Origin of the sequence: Mesorhizobium ciceri WSM4083, assembly GCF_000519305.1 — a bacterium.
Classification (GTDB): Bacteria; Pseudomonadota; Alphaproteobacteria; order Rhizobiales; family Rhizobiaceae; genus Mesorhizobium; species Mesorhizobium ciceri_B.
The window spans coordinates 649,912-665,895 of record NZ_JAFG01000004.1; the positions used below are offsets into that span (position 1 = coordinate 649,912).

The following is a 15,984-nucleotide window of genomic DNA, read 5'->3' on the forward strand; positions in this document are numbered from 1 at the left end:
ACGATGGCGGTGACGCTAAACTGCGACATGGGCGAAAGCTTTGGCCTCTACAAGGTTGGCGATGATATGGGCATGATGCCCATCATCGACGTTGCCAATGTCGCCTGTGGTTTTCATGCCTCCGATCCGGATCACATGCATGCCGCCGTCCGCAGCGCAAAGGCGAGTGGCGTAAAGATCGGTGCCCATCCAGGCTTGCCCGACATTCAGGGTTTCGGCCGGCGCGAGATGCGGATGACCCGCGAAGAAGTCAGGAACACCATCATTTACCAGGTGGGAGCGCTTGCCGGCTTCCTCAAGGCCGAGGGTGTGGAACTCCACCACATCAAGCCGCATGGCAGCCTCTACTTCATGGCCATGCAGCAGGAGGCAATCGCCCATGGCGTGTGCGACGCGGCAGAGGTTTTCGGCGTACCTCTCTTCGGCATGACGGGCACCCTGCATGAGAAGATCTATCAAGAGCGCGGCATCCCATTCGTCGCCGAGTTCTATGCCGATCTCGACTACGATGCCTCCGGCAAGCTGATCTTGACACGCGTTCATGACGCCAAGGACCCCGCAGAGATGGCCGAGCGGTGCGTACGCGCCATCAGGGAGGGCGAGGGCACGGCAGAGGACGGCAGTTTCTTCCCCGTACGCTGCGAAACCATCTGCGTGCATTCCGATACGCCGAACGCCATCGATATAGCCAGGGCCGTGCGCACCGCAATCGCCCCTTGGCACTGAACTCGACCGAACCCGCCCGCGCGGGCGGTTCCAAATTAGTCTGTCCGCAGTTTTCCGGAGCTTTTTATGGCCCAGATTCTTTCACCTCTTCCCGGCACTTTCTATCGCAGCGCTTCGCCAGACCAGCCGCCCTACAAGGCGGATGGCGACGCGGTATCCGCCGGAGACGTAATCGGTCTCATCGAAGTGATGAAGTCGTTCCACGAAGTGAGGGCCGAGACGGCCGGTACGAACATCCGCTTCCTTGCCGACAATGAAGACCCCATCATGGCCGGCGCACCTATTGCGGATCTCGACTGATGCTGAAAAAGCTTCTGGTTGCCAACCGGGGCGAGATAGCGGTCAGGATCATCCGGGCCGCGCAAGATTTGGGGATCGCCACCGTGGCGGTGTATTCGGCCGCAGACGCCGAGTCGCTCCACGTCCAGCTTGCGGACGAAGCGGTCAACATCGGCCCACCAGCGGCAAAGAAGTCCTATCTCAATGTCGAAGCAATTCTGAAGGCTGCCCGCGACACCGGTTGCGACAGCGTTCATCCGGGCTATGGGTTCCTTGCCGAGAATGCCGCGTTTTCCGACGCGGTCACAGGCGCTGGATTGGTCTTCGTCGGCCCGTCGGGAGATGCGATCCGGATGATGGGAGACAAGGTCTCTGCGCGATCGGCCGCTGCCGCTGCAGGTGTCCCTGTGGTGCCTGGCTCGGCTGGTCGGGTCGAGGGCCTCAAGGCTGGCCACGAGGTGCTGACCGCAACCGGTTTTCCGGTGATGATCAAGGCTGCGGCAGGCGGCGGCGGGCGGGGCATCCGCATCGCGAACTCGCTCGCCGAGTTCGAACAAGCCTTTCCTCAGGCCGAAGCAGAAGCCCTCGCCGCCTTTGGCGACGGTGGTCTCTACATGGAAAAGGTGATCGGCAAGGCCCGCCATATCGAGGTGCAGGTGCTGGCAGACGGAAGCGATGCCATCCACTGCTACGAGCGGGAGTGCTCGCTGCAGCGGCGGCGCCAGAAGGTTTGGGAGGAGGCGCCGTCGCGCGCACTTTCAGACAGACTGCGCGAAGAGCTCTGCGCTTCGGCGGTGGCTTTGGCCAAGGCGGTCAAGTACTCCGGTGCCGGCACGGTAGAGTATCTTTATGACGATGAAGCAGACCGCTTCTACTTCATCGAGATGAACACCCGCATTCAGGTCGAGCACCCGGTCACCGAGGCGATCACCGGCATCGATCTCGTTGCGGAGATGCTTCGCATCGCCGGCGGCGAGAAGCTGCGGATCCGGCAAGGCGATGTCTCCGTCAAAGGGCATGCGATCGAAGTCCGGCTCAATGCCGAAGACCCGGCGAAGGAGTTCGCTCCATTCCCCGGGCAGGTGGCCGAGCTTCGCATTCCCGGCGGTCCGGGCGTACGTTTCGATTCGATGCTCTACCAAGGCTATCAGGTGCCGCCCTTTTATGACTCGCTGCTTGCCAAGCTGATCGTGCATGCAGAGACGCGCGAGGCGGCGATAGTGCGCCTGATCCGCGCGCTCAACGAGTTGAAGATCGGCGGGCTCAAGACCACCAAGCCGCTGTTTCTTGCGCTGGCCGCCGATCCGGCGGTGCGGGCGGGAGACGTGCATACCCGCTGGCTGGAAGGCTGGCTCATCGAAAACGCCGCAGCATTGGCGGGTTAAGGAGGACCGATGTCGATACGATTCAACTTCGGCGGTGACGAACATATCTTCGGCGAGGTGTCCGAGGAAATGTCGCTCACCTCCTTCTTTACCGGCCTTTCGATGACCAACGCGGTGCGTACGGCAGGCATCCGAGGTGTCACCGAGATCTGCCCAGCCAACGCCAGCTTCCAGATTCGCTTCAACCCCGACATCATCAAGCCGCAGGATTTGCTCAGCGAACTGAAGTCGATGGAAGAGGCGGCCTCGAAGGCGGACCCGGTGCTGAAGACCCGGATCATCGAACTGCCGGTTTATTTCCAGGATCCATGGACGCGTGAAACCTGCTTGCGCTTCCGCGAGCGCCATCAGGACCCCTCCTCCACCGATCTTGAATATTCGGCACGCATCAACGGCTACGCCACGGTGGAAGAGTTTATCGCGGCCTATTCCGGCCAGCCCTGGTTCGTGTCGATGGTCGGCTTCGTCGCCGGACTGCCCTTCCTGTACCAGATGGTTGAGCGCAAGAAACAGATTCAGGCGCCGAAATACTTGCGTCCACGCACCGACACTCCCAAGCTCACCATTGGCCATGGCGGCTGCTTTGCAGCGATCTATTCGGTGCGCGGCGCTGGCGGCTACCAGATGTATGGCATAACCCCGGCCCCGATCTACGACCCGACCAGGAAGGTGCGCTACCTCGCCGATGACATGTGCCTGTTCAAGCCAGGCGACATCGTCAAGTTCAAGGCCATTGGCCGCGATGACTATGACGCCACGCTTGAGGAAATCGAAGCCAATCGGTGGCAGCCGACGGTTCGCGAGTGCACCTTCAGCCTGAAGGACTTCAACAGCGACATTTACGGCACCAATGCAAAGCTGATGGAGCTTATCAATGGCCGTTAAGGTAATCTCTCCCGGCCTCTCCACTTCCGTGCAGGACCTTGGCCGACCAGGCCACTATCATGTCGGCATTCCAGAAGGCGGCGGCATGGACCGCTTTGCGACGCGCATCGCAAACCTGCTTGTCGGCAACGACCCGGGTGCCGCGGTGCTCGAAGCCACTTTCATGGGCCCCGAACTCGAATTCACCCAATCCGCGGTCGTCGCCGTCACGGGTGGAGAGCTCCCACCCAAACTCAATGGCGAGGAACAGCCGACCTGGGAAAGTTTTCCGGTGAAGGCGGGTGACCGGCTTTCCTTCGGCTTCCTCAAGGGCGGCGCGCGCGCTTATCTGGCCGTCTCCGGCGGCATCGACGTACCCGTGGTTCTCGGTTCGCGCTCGACTTACATTCTGGGCGCACTCGGCGGTCATCAGGGCCGCACGCTGAAAGCGGGTGATGAGCTTCCCCTCGGCGAGGGTTCCGGCAAAGCCGGTCTTTCGCTGCCTGCAAATCTGCGCCGCGCGGGCAATAGTCCGGCGGAACTCAGGATGCTTCCCGGCATGTACTGGCATCGGATCACTGAAGCTGCCGGCAATCGGTTCTTTGAGGAAACCTGGAAGGTCGCGCCCGAAGCCGACCGCATCGGCTATCGCTTCCGGGGCGGAACGCCGCTGGAGTTCGTCGAGCGCGAGCAGCCTTTCGGTGCGGGCTCCGACCCCTCGAACATCGTCGATGCCTGCTATCCTTACGGATCCGTCCAGGTGCCGAGTGGCACGGAGCCGATCGTTCTTCACCGAGACGCGGTTTCGGGTGGCGGGTACATGATGCTGGGCGTGGTGATATCGGCCGACATGGACCTTATCGCCCAGCTTCAGCCGCACACCCCGGCGCGCTTCGTTCCGGTGACGCTGGAAGACGCGCTTGCAGCGCGAACCGAACAGCGCGCCGCGCTGGCGCGTGCTGAAGGGCATCTGGCCGGCTGACGTCAGCCGGGAAAATGCCGGCGGAGGAGCCGGAGGCGAGGAGATCGGCCGGCCAAAACCGACCGTGCGTGGCGGAAGACAAAATCCGGTGCGCGAAACGACAAGACGACGCCGGGCAACGGCGTGAATTTGGCACCCGAGCAGTCCGCTAGAGACCGCCGGAACCGACAGGGGAAGACATTTGCAACGTGACTGGCCGCAAGGCCGGATGCTTCGCGCCTTTCCGTCGGTAGAAAGAAGGAAAGGGTCATGAGTCATCTGAGCGCGGAGAACGTCTCGGTATCGTTTGCGGGGCTGAAGGCCCTGTCATCGGTAGACCTCCAAATTACGCCCGGCCGCATCAGTGGCCTCATCGGCCCGAATGGCGCTGGCAAGACCACGCTCGTTAACGTGCTGACCGGCTTCCAGGCACCGACGGAAGGCACCATCAAGCTCGACGGGGCGGCACTCACGGGTCTCAAGCCGCATCAGGTCCGGCGGCGCGGCATCGCCCGCACCTTCCAGGGTGGGCGGCTCTTCCGCGACCTGCCTGTGCTGGACAATTTGGAGGTAACCGGCGTTGGCCTGGGAATGAGCCGGCGCGCTGCCATCGCCGAAGCGGAAGCGATGCTCGACTGGATAGGCATCGGTGCGCTGGGTACCCGCATCGCTGGAACGTTGCCATATACGGACGAGCGCCGCGTCGCCATTGGCCGCGCCCTGATGGGACGGCCCGCATACATCCTGCTCGACGAGCCCGCGGCTGGCATGAGCGCACAGGAGGCGCGGGAGCTTTCCGCCCTGATAAGACACATCGCCAGCGATCTCGGCTGTGGTGTCCTGCTCATCGAACACAATGTCGGGCTGGTGCTCGGCCTTTGCCAGCATATCGTCGTGCTCGATTCCGGAGCGATCATCGAGGAAGGCCCGCCTGCCGCGATCCGCGACAGCGAGAAGGTGCGCCACGCCTATATGGGCACGGCCGCGAACACCGACCTGCCTGTGCTGGAGGCGATGGAATGAGCCTGCTCGCCCTTTCCGATATCACCATCCGCTACAGCCGTCTCACGGCGGTCCGAAATGTCTCCTTCTCCATGGACGAGGGAGAAATCCTGTTCATCACCGGCCCGAACGGAGCCGGGAAGTCTTCGCTGCTGCGCGCGATCGCCGGTGTTACGCCGGTGGCGGGCGGCCGGATCGACCTTGCAGGTCATGAGATCACCGGCCAGGCGCCGGAGAACATCGCCCGGCTCGGATTCTCCATGGTGCCTGAGGGGCGCGATGTCTTCGGCTCGCTGACGACCGAAGAGAACCTTTTGGTCGGAACCGGCATGCACGCCCGCGAACGCGGCTGGCGCAGCCGAGCGGCCGACGAACTCGAAGCCGTCTACGCAACCTTCCCGATGCTGAAAGAGAGGCGGCACGGGCAGGCGGGATTGCTGTCCGGCGGGCAGCAGCAAATGCTGGTCATCGGACGCGCGCTGATGACCAATCCGCGGCTTGTAGCCATCGACGAGCCTTCACTGGGCCTCGCCCCCAACATCAACGACCAGGTCTACGAGCGGTTGATCGCGCTGCGTGCGCAGCGCCAGCTCACACTCCTGATCGTTGAGCAGAGCTCGGCCCGGGCGATGATGGTGGGCGGGCGGATGATCCTGATGCGTGGCGGACAGATCGTGCTCGATGGCGACGCGCGGACGCTCGGCAACGGCGAGGCGATCCAGGCTGCCTATTTCGGTTACGAGGACCACTGAGATGCTCCAGATCCTGTTCGACGCACTCTCGCTTGGTTCGCTCTACGCGCTGGGCGCGCTCGGCATTGCCCTCATCTTCGGCGTCATGCGGCTCGTGAACTTCGCGCATGGCGACGTCATCGCCTTCTGCGTCTTCGCCCTGTTGTGGCCGTCTACGGACGCAATGGCCATCGTCTTCGCCGGCCAGTTGCCGTGGTACCTGCTGGTGCCCTTCGTGCTCCTCTGCGGGGCCGGGCTGTCGGTGTTGTGCGAAATCGTCGTCTTCAGGCGGTTCCGCCAGGCAAATCCGGCAACCATGATGATCGCCTCCTTCGCACTCGGTTTCGTCATTCGCTACTTCCTGCTCATGCTTTTCTCCAGTCGGCCCAAATCGATCTCGCTGCTGCCCGAACTGTCCCAGCCGGTGGAGATCCTTGGTGCCCGGCTTCCCCTCCTCCAGCTCATAACGATCGTCGCCACGATGGTAATCCTGATCGGCCTGACACTGTTCCTGCGTCAAACCCGCTTCGGCCTGGAGATGCGGGCGGCGGCCGAGAACTTCTCGATGGCCCGCATGCTGGGTGTGCGTGCGAACCGGGTTATCATGGGCGCGTTCGCCCTCTCCGGCGCATTGGCCGCCGCCATTGCGCTGATCTTTGGCGCCCAGACAGGCACGCTGGACATCCAGATGGGCGCCTCGATCATGTTGATGGCCTTCATCGCCACCGTCATTGGCGGCCTCGGCAGCCTCGGGGGGGCCGTGCTCGCCGGCTTCCTGCTGGGCGCCGCCTCGGTGATCATGCAGGTCATGCTGCCCATCGACGCCCGGCCATTCCGCGATGCCTTTGTCTATGGAGCGGTCATCCTCGTTCTCCTCTTCCGCCCGCAAGGGCTCATTGCCGCGCGCGGCACCAAGGAAAGGGTCTGATTTCATGGCCGCCGCCGCCTCCCTTGCCAACTCTACAGCTGCCGGTGCCGCGACTGCCGAGCGAAAGCCCGCCCGCTTCGCGCTTGCCCGCCGCACAATCCTGACGCCGGTCCTGCTTTCTCTGCTGCTGCTGGCCATCGCGCTGATCACGGTGATGACCGGATCGCGGCCCTTCAACCAGACGGTGATCGACGTGTTCGTCCGCGTCATCCTCGTCGTGGGCCTATACATCTTTATCGGAAATTCCGGCGTTCTCAGCTTCGGGCATATCGGCTTCACCTGCCTTGGCGCCTACGCCGCCGCGTGGCTCACCATCAATCCGATGATGAAACGCGGTTCGCTGCCGGGACTGCCCGAATGGCTGCTGGCGACCCGTTTGCCGTACTGGCAATCGGCCGTGCTGGCGGCATTGTTCGCCGCCCTCGCCGCTCTCATCTTCGGGCGGGTGCTGATGCGATTATCGGGCATCGCAGCATCGATCGCGACCTTCGCGATGCTCGCCATGATCAACACGATTTATTCCAACTGGGAGAGCGTGACCGGAGCGACCTCATCGGTCGTCGGCATTCCGATCGTGCGCATGATCTGGCCGTATCTCATCGGCGCCGTGGCCGCAATCTTCATCGCCTGGGCGCACGCGATCTCCCGGTCCGGCCTGGCCCTTCGTGCTGCCCGCGACGAGCCCACCGCCGCCGCCGCTTCCGGTATCGACATTCCCAGGGAAAGACTGGTGGCGTTCGTCGTATCGGGCGCGGTGATGGGGCTGGGCGGTGCGCTCATGGCTCATTCCATCGGCGTGGTCACACCCGATACATTCTATCTCGGTCTCACCTTCATCACCCTTTCCATGCTCGTCGTCGGCGGCATGGGCAGCCTGTCGGGGGGTGTGGTGGGTGTCGTCCTGCTGTCCGCCCTCATCCAGGCGCTGCGCTGGCTGGAGGCAGGCGTATCGCTCGGCGAGTCCACTTTCGCCCTCCCGAAAGGGGTTCAGGAAATAGCCCTCGGCGTCATCATGATCGTGATCCTCGCGCTTCGCCCATCCGGACTCATGGGCAACCGCGAACTCACCTTACCCCGCAGCAGTCGCAACAAGTGACCGGCGGCACAAGCCCGACCGGAAAACAAAAAAGGAGACGTGCATGACATACAAAATGAGAATTGTCGCAACCGCTCTGGCCTCGATGTCCATCGCATACCCGGCCCTGGCCGATGACAAGACTATCGTCATCGGCTTCGCCACTGCGGAGTCAGGCTTCATGGAAGCCTATGACAAGCCTGCGCAGGAGGCGGCCCTGATCCGCATTGACGAGATCAATGCGGCTGGCGGTCTGCTGGGAAAGCAGATCAAGGTCGTCAAGGCCGACACCAAGTCCGACCGGGCCGAAGGCGCCAAGGCGGGCCTCTCCGTGCTCGACCAGGGTGCGGATCTTGTGGTCGTCTCCTGCGACTACGACTTCGGATCGCCGGCTGCGCTCGCGGCCGAGGACGCGGGCCGTATCTCCTTCTTCCTGTGCGCGGAATCGGTCAAGGCCGGTATCCAGGGTGTCGGCCCGCACAGCTTCTCCGCGTCGGTGCTGGCGGCCGTGCAGGGCGCGACCATGGCCGAGTGGGCATTCAAGGAAAAGGGCGCAAAGGACTTCTACCGCCTGCTCGATACCTGGACGGCCTACAACAAGGGCATCTGCGACGGCTTCGACTGGATGATGCCGAAGCTCGAGGCCCAGGGCGCGAAGCTTGTCGGTGAAGACACCTTCAAGAACGAGGACGCCTCCATCGCCGCGCAGATCACCCGCATCAAGTCCCTGCCGAAGGAGCCGGATGCGATCATGCTTTGCACGATGATGCCGGGCGCTGTCTCGGCCATCAAGCAGCTTCGCGCCGCGGGCATCAACTCCATGATCCTGAATGGCTCGGGCGTCGACGGTAGCTATTGGCTCTCGGCTGTGCCTGATCTGACGAACTTCTACGTCCCCGTTCAGGGATCGATCTATGGCGACGATCCCAATCCGGCCGTGCTGAAGTTCAATGCCACCTACAAGGCGAAGACAGGCGCCGATCCCTCGAGCCAGTATGTCTTTCCGGGTTACGTCATGGTCGACGTCTGGGCCAAGGCGGTGGAGCGTGCAGGCACGACCGATGCCGACGCGGTCGTCGCGGAACTGGAAAAGATGAAGAACGAGCCGACGCTGTTCGGGCCTCGTACCTTCACGCCGGAACTGCATCACCAGAACCAGACGCGGTACCTGATCGTCGAGACCAAGGCCGGCAAGCCGGGTGTTGTAGGCAACTGGACGATTTCCGAGCCGGTACCGATGGAAGCCTTGCTCAAGTAGGAGAAGATGGGCCGGGTAAGCCCGGCCCTTTCGTCTTTTGAGGATCTTGCCTTTGGACAAAAAACGAGGGCGGCCCGCTTGGACCCCCCTCGTCGCCCGATGAATTCAGATTTTCGCTACCCTCGCGCTTTGCGGTAGGAATCCTTGAGCGCTATGAGCTCCCCCGAGAAAGCGAAGATATCGCAGCCGTCGACTTCGATTTGCTGCCCCGCTGCCGTGGTGCCGACGAAGCGCCATGATGAAAGCCCGGTGTCGCCCGTCACGACGTGCCGTCCCCTGGTCCACGCGGCTTTCGGGAAGGCATCGAACAGCGCTGCATAGGCGGCGCGCACGGCGTCACGCCCAATATGCTTGCGCCCTTCGGCATCGGGTCCAGCCGAGCCGTGGAAAGCGCAATTCTCAGCCATGCAGTCCATCAGCGCGCCCACGTCGCGGGCGTTCCAGGCCGCGAGGAACCGGTCGAGCACGGCGAGCCGCCTGGCTGCGAGGTCGCCAGCCTCAACGACCTCGACCTCCAGAAAGGCGAGCGGCGCATCGCCGGCATTGATGACGTTGTGGGCCACACCCGTCCGCCGCGAATAGGGCACACCTTGGGTGAGAGCGGCTTGCGACTGCGCGCCGTCCGGGCCTTCGAGACCGAGCTTGCCGTCCGTAAGCGGCACGATGACGTAGTCATGTCCGTGGATGTGCCAGCCGGTCTCGGCCCCGGTGGCAAAGCGCCATTCGGTGACCCGAAAGCGTTCGTCGTCGATATGAACAACCGGTTCGGCTTTCATGCGGGTCATTCAAGCCCCTCCTTGGCAACCGCACCGGTCAGGCGCTCAAGCGTCCGGCCCATGCGCGTCATGATTTCCTTCACATCGTCTTCTGTCGAGATCATCGGCGGGCAGAGCGCGAGCTGATCGCCGATGGCGCGGAAGATGAGGCCTTCCTCGTGGCCGATCCCTGCTGCGATACTCCCTGCGCGCCCAACCTTGGCGAAAGGGCGTTTCGTCGCCTTGTCTGCCACCAGCTCCACGGCGCCGATAAGACCGGCGCCCCGCGCTTCGCCGACAAGCGGGTGATCGGCGAATGAGCGGATGCCGGCCTGGAACGACGTCTCAAGGCGGGCCGCGTTTCCGATCAGGTCCCGCTCCTCGAAGATGGCCAGGTTCTCGAGACCCACTGCCGTCGCGACCGGATGACCTGACGCCGTGAAGCCGTGGCCGAAATTGCCGATCGTGGCGGTGTTGTCGGCGATCGCCTGATAGATCGCATCAGAGAAAATGACGGCGGCAAGCGGCATATAGGACGACGTGATTTGCTTGGAGACCGTCATGATATCAGGCGTGAAGCCGTATTTCTGAGCGCCGAAGGGCGTACCAAGCCGCCCGAAACCACAGATCACCTCGTCTGCTATCAGAATGATATCATTTGCCCTGCAGATTTTCTCCACGCCTTCCCAGTACCCGACTGGCGGCGGCAGAACGCCGCCGGCTGCCATAAGCGGCTCGCCTATGAAGGCCGCGATGGTGTCAGCCCCTTCTTCCGCGATCACCGCTTCCAGCTCGGCGAGCAGGCGCGCCGTGAAGGCGGCTTCGTCTTCGCCTTCCATGCCGAAGCGATAGAAGTGCGGGCAGGTCAGGTGGCGAACGGGAATCGCCGGCAGATCGAAGTCGCGATGGTTGACCGGCAGGCCTGTCAGGCTGCCGGAGGCGACGGTGATGCCGTGGTAGCCCTTGGTCCGTGCCAGGAATTTCTTCTTTTTGGGCCGGCCCAGCGCGTTGTTCATGAACCACATCATCTTGACGATGGTGTCGTTGGCTTCCGAGCCCGACGAGGTGAAGAAGACACGCGTCAGGTTTTCCGGCGTCATCTCCACGAGTTTCTCCGCGAGCCGGATGGATGGCTCATGCGCCTTGGAGGAGAAGGTGTGGTAGTAGGGCAGCTTCAGCATCTGCTGATAGGCAGCGTCGGCCAACCGCTTTTCCGAAAAGCCGACGCCCACCGACCACAGCCCGGCGAGCCCTTCGATGTATTCCTTGCCCCGCTCGTCATACACGCGGATGCCGTCGCCGCGGCTGATGATCAGCGGCCCGGTTTCTTCGTGCTGACGCAGGTTTGTGTAGGGGTGCATGGTGGTGGCGATGTCGGCGGCGGCGAGAGAGTTGGAAAGCGCATCCATGGAAGTCCTCAGCGGCTTGGGGAAATGGTTCGGGCGGTGAGTTCGAGATAGTCTTCGATCCCGTGCGTGGAGCTTTCACGATTCGGGAGAATGAATCATGGCAGGCTGTCGGAATGCGTATCGATGATCCGTCGCATCAGCGCGGCGACGTCGCGCGCATTCGGCGGATCGGAGTGGATGCAGACGGTGTCGAAGTCGACCGGGCGGATCGTGCCGTCTGTCGTGACGAGTTCGTGTCGGCTAAGCGCCCCCACCATGCGACGCTCGGCAAGCGTCAGGTCGATGGCCGACTGGACGCGCGGAATGATCAGGCTGCCGCCGGGAGCGTAGGCAAGATCGGGAAAGAACTCGCCCACGAAGGCAACGCCGAGTTCGGCTGCCGCCGTCTCGTGACAGGTTCCCGCCATGCCGAAGAGAGGGACGCCGAACGGCTTGACCGCCGCGGCAATTGCCCGGGCAGTGTCCATGTCGTGTGCGGCCATGCCGTAGATGATGCCATGCGGCTTGACATGGCTGAGCTGCCCGCCCTCGGCGGCCAGCATCGCTGTCAGAGCACCGATCTGGTAGAGGAAGGCGGCTGTCAGTTCCTCCGGTTGAAGTTTCATCTCGCGCCGGCCGAACCCCTCGCGATCGGGAAGGGATGGATGCGCGCCAACCTGCTTTCCGTGCGAAAGCGCGAGCCGCACGGTCTTCAGCATCGTCCATGGATCGGAGGCGTGGAAGCCGCATGCGATATTGGCGCAATCGATGTGAGGCATGATGCCGGCATCGTCGCCGAAGCGCCAGTTGCCGTAGCTTTCGCCCATGTCGCAGTTCAGGGTGACCATGTTTGCTTGCCTCAGCCCAGAGTGTTCGACGCCCAGCCGGGGGCGATGTGCGGGAATTCCGGCGGCGGTTCGCGCTCATGCAGCAGTCGAAGCACGCGCGGCGGCGTCAGTGGCAGCTGCCGCACCGGCTTGCCGATAGCGCGTGCCACAGCGCAGCCGATCGCCGCGCCCACGGCCAGGATGGGCACCTCGCCCGCGCCCTTGGTGCCGAGCGGCCCCATCGATGGTGCGCCCTCGTAGAGGTCGGCTGCGACCGGGATCACGTCCTGCGCCAGCGGCAGGCGATATGTCTCGAAATCGTCCTGCGCGATGCGTCCGTCAGCGGTGATCGTCACCTCCTCATGCAGGGCGTAGCCGAGACCCTGCACGACACCACCCTGTATCTGGCCCATGACCGCGCGCGGGTTGAGTGCGCGGCCGACATCTTGAACCACGCGATAGGCCAGCACCTCGACATGGCCGGTGTCCGGATCAACCGCCACCTCGGCCTCGTGAACGACGAAGACGGGAATGTCGAGCGCATCGATGAAATGCCCCATCGCGCAGCCGGACATTGCCGGAGTGTTCCTGGCGGTAAAGGCTCCGCTTCCGGTGATCGGGCCGGTGGTTGCCTGCGCATGGGCGACGACAGTGGGGATCGACATGCCGGAACCGGGACGTCCCGTGATCTCGACACGACCGTCCCGCAGCACCAAGTCTTCCGGTCGGGTCTGGAGCATCTCGCCGGCGGTCCGCAGCAGCTTCTCCCGCACCTCCGCGCAGGCGGCGATGCTCGCGGCACCAATGGACACGGTGGTGCGCCCACCGCCAACGCCGACATCGAGACCGGCGGCATCCGTATCGGCTTCACGCACGATCACCTGGTCGGGAGCAAGGCCGAGCTGCCCGGCCACGATCTGCGGCAGGGATTGCACCATCGTGCCGGATCCGATCTCCACACCCGAGGTGACTAGCGTTGCGCTACCGTCGGCGTTCAAATTCACCGTCGCCGCCGAAGGCCCGACGAAAACGAACCATGTGCCGACCGTGGTCGCAATTCCATAGAGCCTGCCGTCGGCCTTCGCTTCTGATGTGCCGGTACTGGCACGCAACGCCTCCATGCGATCGAGCATCGGACCCAGCACGTCGGCCTCGAAAACCTGGCCCGTGGCACCGAGATCGCCATCTCCCAGGACATTTTTCTTCCGGAACTCCATCGGGTCGAAGCCTAGCGCATCACAGATTTCGTCGGTGTGTCGCTCCAACGCGAAGGTGTTGTAGACGCCGTTGCAAGCGCGGAAAGCGCCGTTGGGTGGTGTGTTGGTGTATACGGCGCGGCTGACGAGCCGTGTTGCGCCAACCCTGTAATTGCCACCCAGCGTGTGCGCCGTCATCGTCGTCAGAAAAACCTGTTCGCCTCCATACGCGCCGCAGTCCATCAGCACGACCGCTTCGCGCCCGGCGATGTATCCTTCGGCGGTGACCGCGGAGCGGATGCGGATTTCCGCATTCTCGCGGCAGAGGCAGGTTGCCATCTCTTCCTGCCGGGTGTTTTCCAGGACCACCGTGCGCCCGGTCATCCGCGCCAGAAGTGCCGTGATCGGCTCGATCGACGCATCGAATTTCAGGCCGAACCCGCCGCCGACGGGCGGCACGGTGACCCGCACACCCCCGGGCGCAAGCTGCATGACCCTTCCGGTGACGTTGCGCACGGTCCAAGGCACCTGCGTCGAGGTCTGGATGTGAGCACGGCCGTCCTCCCAGGAGCCGATGGCAACGCGCGGTTCGAAGGGCACATGGCTCTGCCGGCCGACGGTGAAGCTGCTCTCGACAATGCGTATGTCGGGACGGGCGAAGGCCGCATCGACGTCACCGCGGCTGGATTTTGCCTCCCATGCGATGTTGCCGGCACGTGCACCGCCCTCGGTGATCACCTCATAGCCGCGCCAGCCCTCGTGGACGAGACGGGCGGCGGGCTGGAGCGCTTCGGCCATGGTGGACACCGGTGCCAGCGGCTCGACCTCGAGCACGATGGCGGCAAGCGCCTCCCGCGCCTGCTTCTCCGTTTCGGCGGCAACGACGGCGATTGGTTCGCCATGATAGCGGATCGTGTCGATGGCCAGGAGCGGATGGTCTGCAATGCCGATGCCGTAGAGCCCTGGCGCATCGGCGCCGGTCGCCACCGCGCGCACACCAGGACAGCGAAGTGCTGCCGAAACGTCGAGCTTGCGGATCCGCCCAGCGGCAACGGTCGACCGCAGCAGCACGGCATGCAACATGTCGGGGCGAACCCGGTCGTTGGTGTATTTCGTCCGCCCGCGCAGCTTGTCCTGCGCATCGCGGCGGGGAAGATTCATCACCGTGGCGGACAGCTCAGACATGGATGCCTCCCACCGACTGGCCAGCCTTCCGTGCTTGCTCGAGGCGGTCGGCCACGGCGTCGACGATCCGCTCATATCCGGTGCAGCGGCAGATGTTGCCGACCATCGCCGCCTTGATTTCGGGGCGGCTTGCATGCGGATTGTCACGCACGAACGCCGAAAGGCTCATGACCATTCCCGGGAAACACATGCCGCATTGCACGGCATCGGCGGCCTCTAAATTGGCCTGGAGCGGGTGCAGCGCCTGGTTTCCGGAACTCAATCCCTCGATGGTCGTCACCGCGCATCCCTGGACGAGGCCAATCGGCTTCAGGCAGGACGGCACCGCCTCATCGTCGACATGCACGGTGCACGCGCCGCAGAAGCCTTCACGGCACACGGCTTTGGTCCCTGTCAGGAATCGTTCCTGCCGCAGGATGTCGACGAGCGGCGTCATCGGATCGCCATCAAAGCGGCAGTCCTCGCCATTCAGCTGGAATATCACGGTCATACCAGGCGCCCGGTCTTGAGAAGTGCGGCAACACCGCGCTTGACCAGCGGCGCAAGAACCTGGCGCCGGTACCAACCCTCCGCTTCCTTGCCGTCGCGTCCCTGAAAATCATTGTGCTCCAGCGCAAGCCCGGCGGTGCGTTCCGGATCGAACGCAGAGGCAGAGTCCGCCGCCATGGCCTGTTCGAGCGCCGTCCAGCGCCGCGCTACCGGCTCCACCGAGCCGACGGCGATGCGACATCGTTTGTCCTTGTCTACCGCAAGCGAGACGATGGCGACCGGATAGTCGCCGGCTTTCCGAAGCGGCAGGCGGATATGAGCACTGGCGACAAGGTCGCGGCGCAGATGAATTCTCGTCACAATCGCTTCGGCCAACAGCGCGTGCCTGTCTTTGAGGAAATCCGAAATACCGATGAGTTTTGGGCCTTCGAACGTCTCCAACTCCACCGTCGCCTCACAGACGAGAAGCGCAGGGGGGAGATCGGCGGCGGCAAAGTCCAGGGCACAAAGGTTGCCGCCCACGGTGGCGACCCTTCGGATGCCGGGATTGGCCGCATTCTCCGCTGCGGTAAGCAGACCTTCGAAGCCCGCCGCGTGCAACGCGCGGCCAAGGACTGCATGGGTAACGGCTGCGCCGATCACGACATGGTCCGGTTCGATTTCGACCTTGGACAGGGCGGGTATTCGGTGGAGTGCGACCACCGCCTCGGGAAGATCGACCCCGCGCCGTGGATCACGCATCATCCAGGTGCCGCCGGCAAGCACCGCCGCGCCTTGCCGGCGTGCGGCCATTGCCTCTTCAAGTGTGCTGGCTGCGGTGAACGATCGTTCCACGCCTGGTGCCATCTGTCATACCCCTCGGAAGCAGCCAACTTTCGCGGCGCTGCGACATTGTTGCTCCAGCTTTAGGTTCCTGTGAAATAGTAATTCTTTGA

At 63.5% G+C, this 15,984-nt stretch carries 16 protein-coding genes; 10 read left to right on the top strand and 6 right to left on the bottom strand.

Annotated elements, in window-relative coordinates; all coding sequences use genetic code 11:
* The first annotated feature begins 3 nt into the window (after positions 1 to 3).
* The 10 genes from MESCI2_RS0108930 (at position 4) to MESCI2_RS0108975 (ending at position 9,209) form a co-directional block, all read left to right on the top strand.
* Positions 4 to 726 carry a LamB/YcsF family protein gene (locus MESCI2_RS0108930; protein WP_027036284.1) on the top strand — a complete coding sequence of 241 codons (723 nt, stop codon included), beginning with the start codon at positions 4 to 6 and terminating at the stop codon, positions 724 to 726.
* Positions 727 to 792: 66 nt separating this feature from the next.
* A complete protein-coding gene (locus MESCI2_RS0108935) occupies positions 793 to 1,026 on the top strand; it encodes an acetyl-CoA carboxylase (protein ID WP_027036285.1) in 234 nt (77 codons plus the stop codon).
* Complete coding sequence (locus MESCI2_RS0108940) at positions 1,026 to 2,390, top strand: acetyl-CoA carboxylase biotin carboxylase subunit (RefSeq protein ID WP_032900510.1); 1,365 nt, start codon at positions 1,026 to 1,028, stop codon at positions 2,388 to 2,390. The genes MESCI2_RS0108935 and MESCI2_RS0108940 overlap by 1 nt, the downstream gene beginning before the upstream one ends.
* 9 nt (positions 2,391 to 2,399) lie before the next feature.
* Positions 2,400 to 3,275 carry a 5-oxoprolinase subunit B family protein gene (locus tag MESCI2_RS0108945; protein WP_027036287.1) on the top strand — a complete coding sequence of 292 codons (876 nt, stop codon included), beginning with the start codon at positions 2,400 to 2,402 and terminating at the stop codon, positions 3,273 to 3,275.
* Complete coding sequence (locus tag MESCI2_RS0108950; protein ID WP_027036288.1) at positions 3,265 to 4,236, top strand: biotin-dependent carboxyltransferase family protein; 972 nt, start codon at positions 3,265 to 3,267, stop codon at positions 4,234 to 4,236. Before MESCI2_RS0108945 ends, MESCI2_RS0108950 begins: the two co-directional genes overlap by 11 nt.
* A 249-nt stretch (positions 4,237 to 4,485) precedes the next feature.
* On the top strand, positions 4,486 to 5,238 hold the full coding sequence (locus tag MESCI2_RS0108955) for an ABC transporter ATP-binding protein (RefSeq protein WP_027036289.1): 753 nt from the start codon (positions 4,486 to 4,488) through the stop codon (positions 5,236 to 5,238).
* Positions 5,235 to 5,969: an ABC transporter ATP-binding protein gene (locus MESCI2_RS0108960; RefSeq protein WP_027036290.1), complete on the top strand. Its 735-nt coding sequence runs from the start codon at positions 5,235 to 5,237 to the stop codon at positions 5,967 to 5,969. The genes MESCI2_RS0108955 and MESCI2_RS0108960 overlap by 4 nt, the downstream gene beginning before the upstream one ends.
* A 1-nt stretch (position 5,970) precedes the next feature.
* Positions 5,971 to 6,876: a branched-chain amino acid ABC transporter permease gene (locus tag MESCI2_RS0108965; RefSeq protein ID WP_027036291.1), complete on the top strand. Its 906-nt coding sequence runs from the start codon at positions 5,971 to 5,973 to the stop codon at positions 6,874 to 6,876.
* Positions 6,877 to 6,880: 4 nt separating this feature from the next.
* Positions 6,881 to 7,972 (top strand): branched-chain amino acid ABC transporter permease, encoded by a 1,092-nt coding sequence (locus MESCI2_RS0108970; RefSeq protein ID WP_027036292.1) that lies wholly within the window; start codon positions 6,881 to 6,883, stop codon positions 7,970 to 7,972.
* A 43-nt stretch (positions 7,973 to 8,015) separates the two neighbouring features.
* Positions 8,016 to 9,209: an ABC transporter substrate-binding protein gene (locus MESCI2_RS0108975; RefSeq protein WP_027036293.1), complete on the top strand. Its 1,194-nt coding sequence runs from the start codon at positions 8,016 to 8,018 to the stop codon at positions 9,207 to 9,209.
* A gap of 116 nt (positions 9,210 to 9,325) precedes the next feature.
* Here the strand turns inward: MESCI2_RS0108975 and MESCI2_RS1000000139155 are convergent, their stop codons facing one another.
* From MESCI2_RS1000000139155 to MESCI2_RS0109005, 6 genes are all read right to left on the bottom strand, one after another.
* Entirely contained in the window at positions 9,326 to 9,994 is a 669-nt protein-coding gene (locus tag MESCI2_RS1000000139155) for a nuclear transport factor 2 family protein (protein ID WP_027036294.1), read from the bottom strand.
* Complete coding sequence (locus MESCI2_RS0108985) at positions 9,991 to 11,373, bottom strand: aspartate aminotransferase family protein (RefSeq protein WP_027036295.1); 1,383 nt, start codon at positions 11,371 to 11,373, stop codon at positions 9,991 to 9,993. The genes MESCI2_RS1000000139155 and MESCI2_RS0108985 overlap by 4 nt, the downstream gene beginning before the upstream one ends.
* 95 nt (positions 11,374 to 11,468) lie before the next feature.
* Entirely contained in the window at positions 11,469 to 12,200 is a 732-nt protein-coding gene (locus MESCI2_RS0108990; protein WP_027036296.1) for a LamB/YcsF family protein, read from the bottom strand.
* A gap of 11 nt (positions 12,201 to 12,211) precedes the next feature.
* Positions 12,212 to 14,560 (bottom strand): xanthine dehydrogenase family protein molybdopterin-binding subunit, encoded by a 2,349-nt coding sequence (locus tag MESCI2_RS0108995; RefSeq protein WP_027036297.1) that lies wholly within the window; start codon positions 14,558 to 14,560, stop codon positions 12,212 to 12,214.
* Positions 14,553 to 15,050 carry a (2Fe-2S)-binding protein gene (locus MESCI2_RS0109000; RefSeq protein WP_027036298.1) on the bottom strand — a complete coding sequence of 166 codons (498 nt, stop codon included), beginning with the start codon at positions 15,048 to 15,050 and terminating at the stop codon, positions 14,553 to 14,555. The genes MESCI2_RS0108995 and MESCI2_RS0109000 overlap by 8 nt, the downstream gene beginning before the upstream one ends.
* A complete protein-coding gene (locus MESCI2_RS0109005; protein WP_027036299.1) occupies positions 15,047 to 15,895 on the bottom strand; it encodes an FAD binding domain-containing protein in 849 nt (282 codons plus the stop codon). The genes MESCI2_RS0109000 and MESCI2_RS0109005 overlap by 4 nt, the downstream gene beginning before the upstream one ends.
* Positions 15,896 to 15,984 lie beyond the last annotated feature (89 nt).

Excerpts from the sequence above, each read along its gene's own strand:
- MESCI2_RS0108930 (WP_027036284.1), top strand. The coding sequence starts at position 4 with ATGGCGGTGACGCTAAACTGCGACATGGGCGAAAGCTTTGGCCTCTAC.
- MESCI2_RS0108935 (WP_027036285.1), top strand. The coding sequence starts at position 793 with ATGGCCCAGATTCTTTCACCTCTTCCCGGCACTTTCTATCGCAGCGCT.
- MESCI2_RS0108940 (WP_032900510.1), top strand. The coding sequence starts at position 1,026 with ATGCTGAAAAAGCTTCTGGTTGCCAACCGGGGCGAGATAGCGGTCAGG.
- MESCI2_RS0108945 (WP_027036287.1), top strand. The coding sequence starts at position 2,400 with ATGTCGATACGATTCAACTTCGGCGGTGACGAACATATCTTCGGCGAG.
- MESCI2_RS0108950 (WP_027036288.1), top strand. The coding sequence starts at position 3,265 with ATGGCCGTTAAGGTAATCTCTCCCGGCCTCTCCACTTCCGTGCAGGAC.
- MESCI2_RS0108955 (WP_027036289.1), top strand. The coding sequence starts at position 4,486 with ATGAGTCATCTGAGCGCGGAGAACGTCTCGGTATCGTTTGCGGGGCTG.
- MESCI2_RS0108960 (WP_027036290.1), top strand. The coding sequence starts at position 5,235 with ATGAGCCTGCTCGCCCTTTCCGATATCACCATCCGCTACAGCCGTCTC.
- MESCI2_RS0108965 (WP_027036291.1), top strand. The coding sequence starts at position 5,971 with ATGCTCCAGATCCTGTTCGACGCACTCTCGCTTGGTTCGCTCTACGCG.
- MESCI2_RS0108970 (WP_027036292.1), top strand. The coding sequence starts at position 6,881 with ATGGCCGCCGCCGCCTCCCTTGCCAACTCTACAGCTGCCGGTGCCGCG.
- MESCI2_RS0108975 (WP_027036293.1), top strand. The coding sequence starts at position 8,016 with ATGACATACAAAATGAGAATTGTCGCAACCGCTCTGGCCTCGATGTCC.
- MESCI2_RS1000000139155 (WP_027036294.1), bottom strand. The coding sequence starts at position 9,994 with ATGACCCGCATGAAAGCCGAACCGGTTGTTCATATCGACGACGAACGC.
- MESCI2_RS0108985 (WP_027036295.1), bottom strand. The coding sequence starts at position 11,373 with ATGGATGCGCTTTCCAACTCTCTCGCCGCCGCCGACATCGCCACCACC.
- MESCI2_RS0108990 (WP_027036296.1), bottom strand. The coding sequence starts at position 12,200 with ATGGTCACCCTGAACTGCGACATGGGCGAAAGCTACGGCAACTGGCGC.
- MESCI2_RS0108995 (WP_027036297.1), bottom strand. The coding sequence starts at position 14,560 with ATGTCTGAGCTGTCCGCCACGGTGATGAATCTTCCCCGCCGCGATGCG.
- MESCI2_RS0109000 (WP_027036298.1), bottom strand. The coding sequence starts at position 15,050 with ATGACCGTGATATTCCAGCTGAATGGCGAGGACTGCCGCTTTGATGGC.
- MESCI2_RS0109005 (WP_027036299.1), bottom strand. The coding sequence starts at position 15,895 with ATGGCACCAGGCGTGGAACGATCGTTCACCGCAGCCAGCACACTTGAA.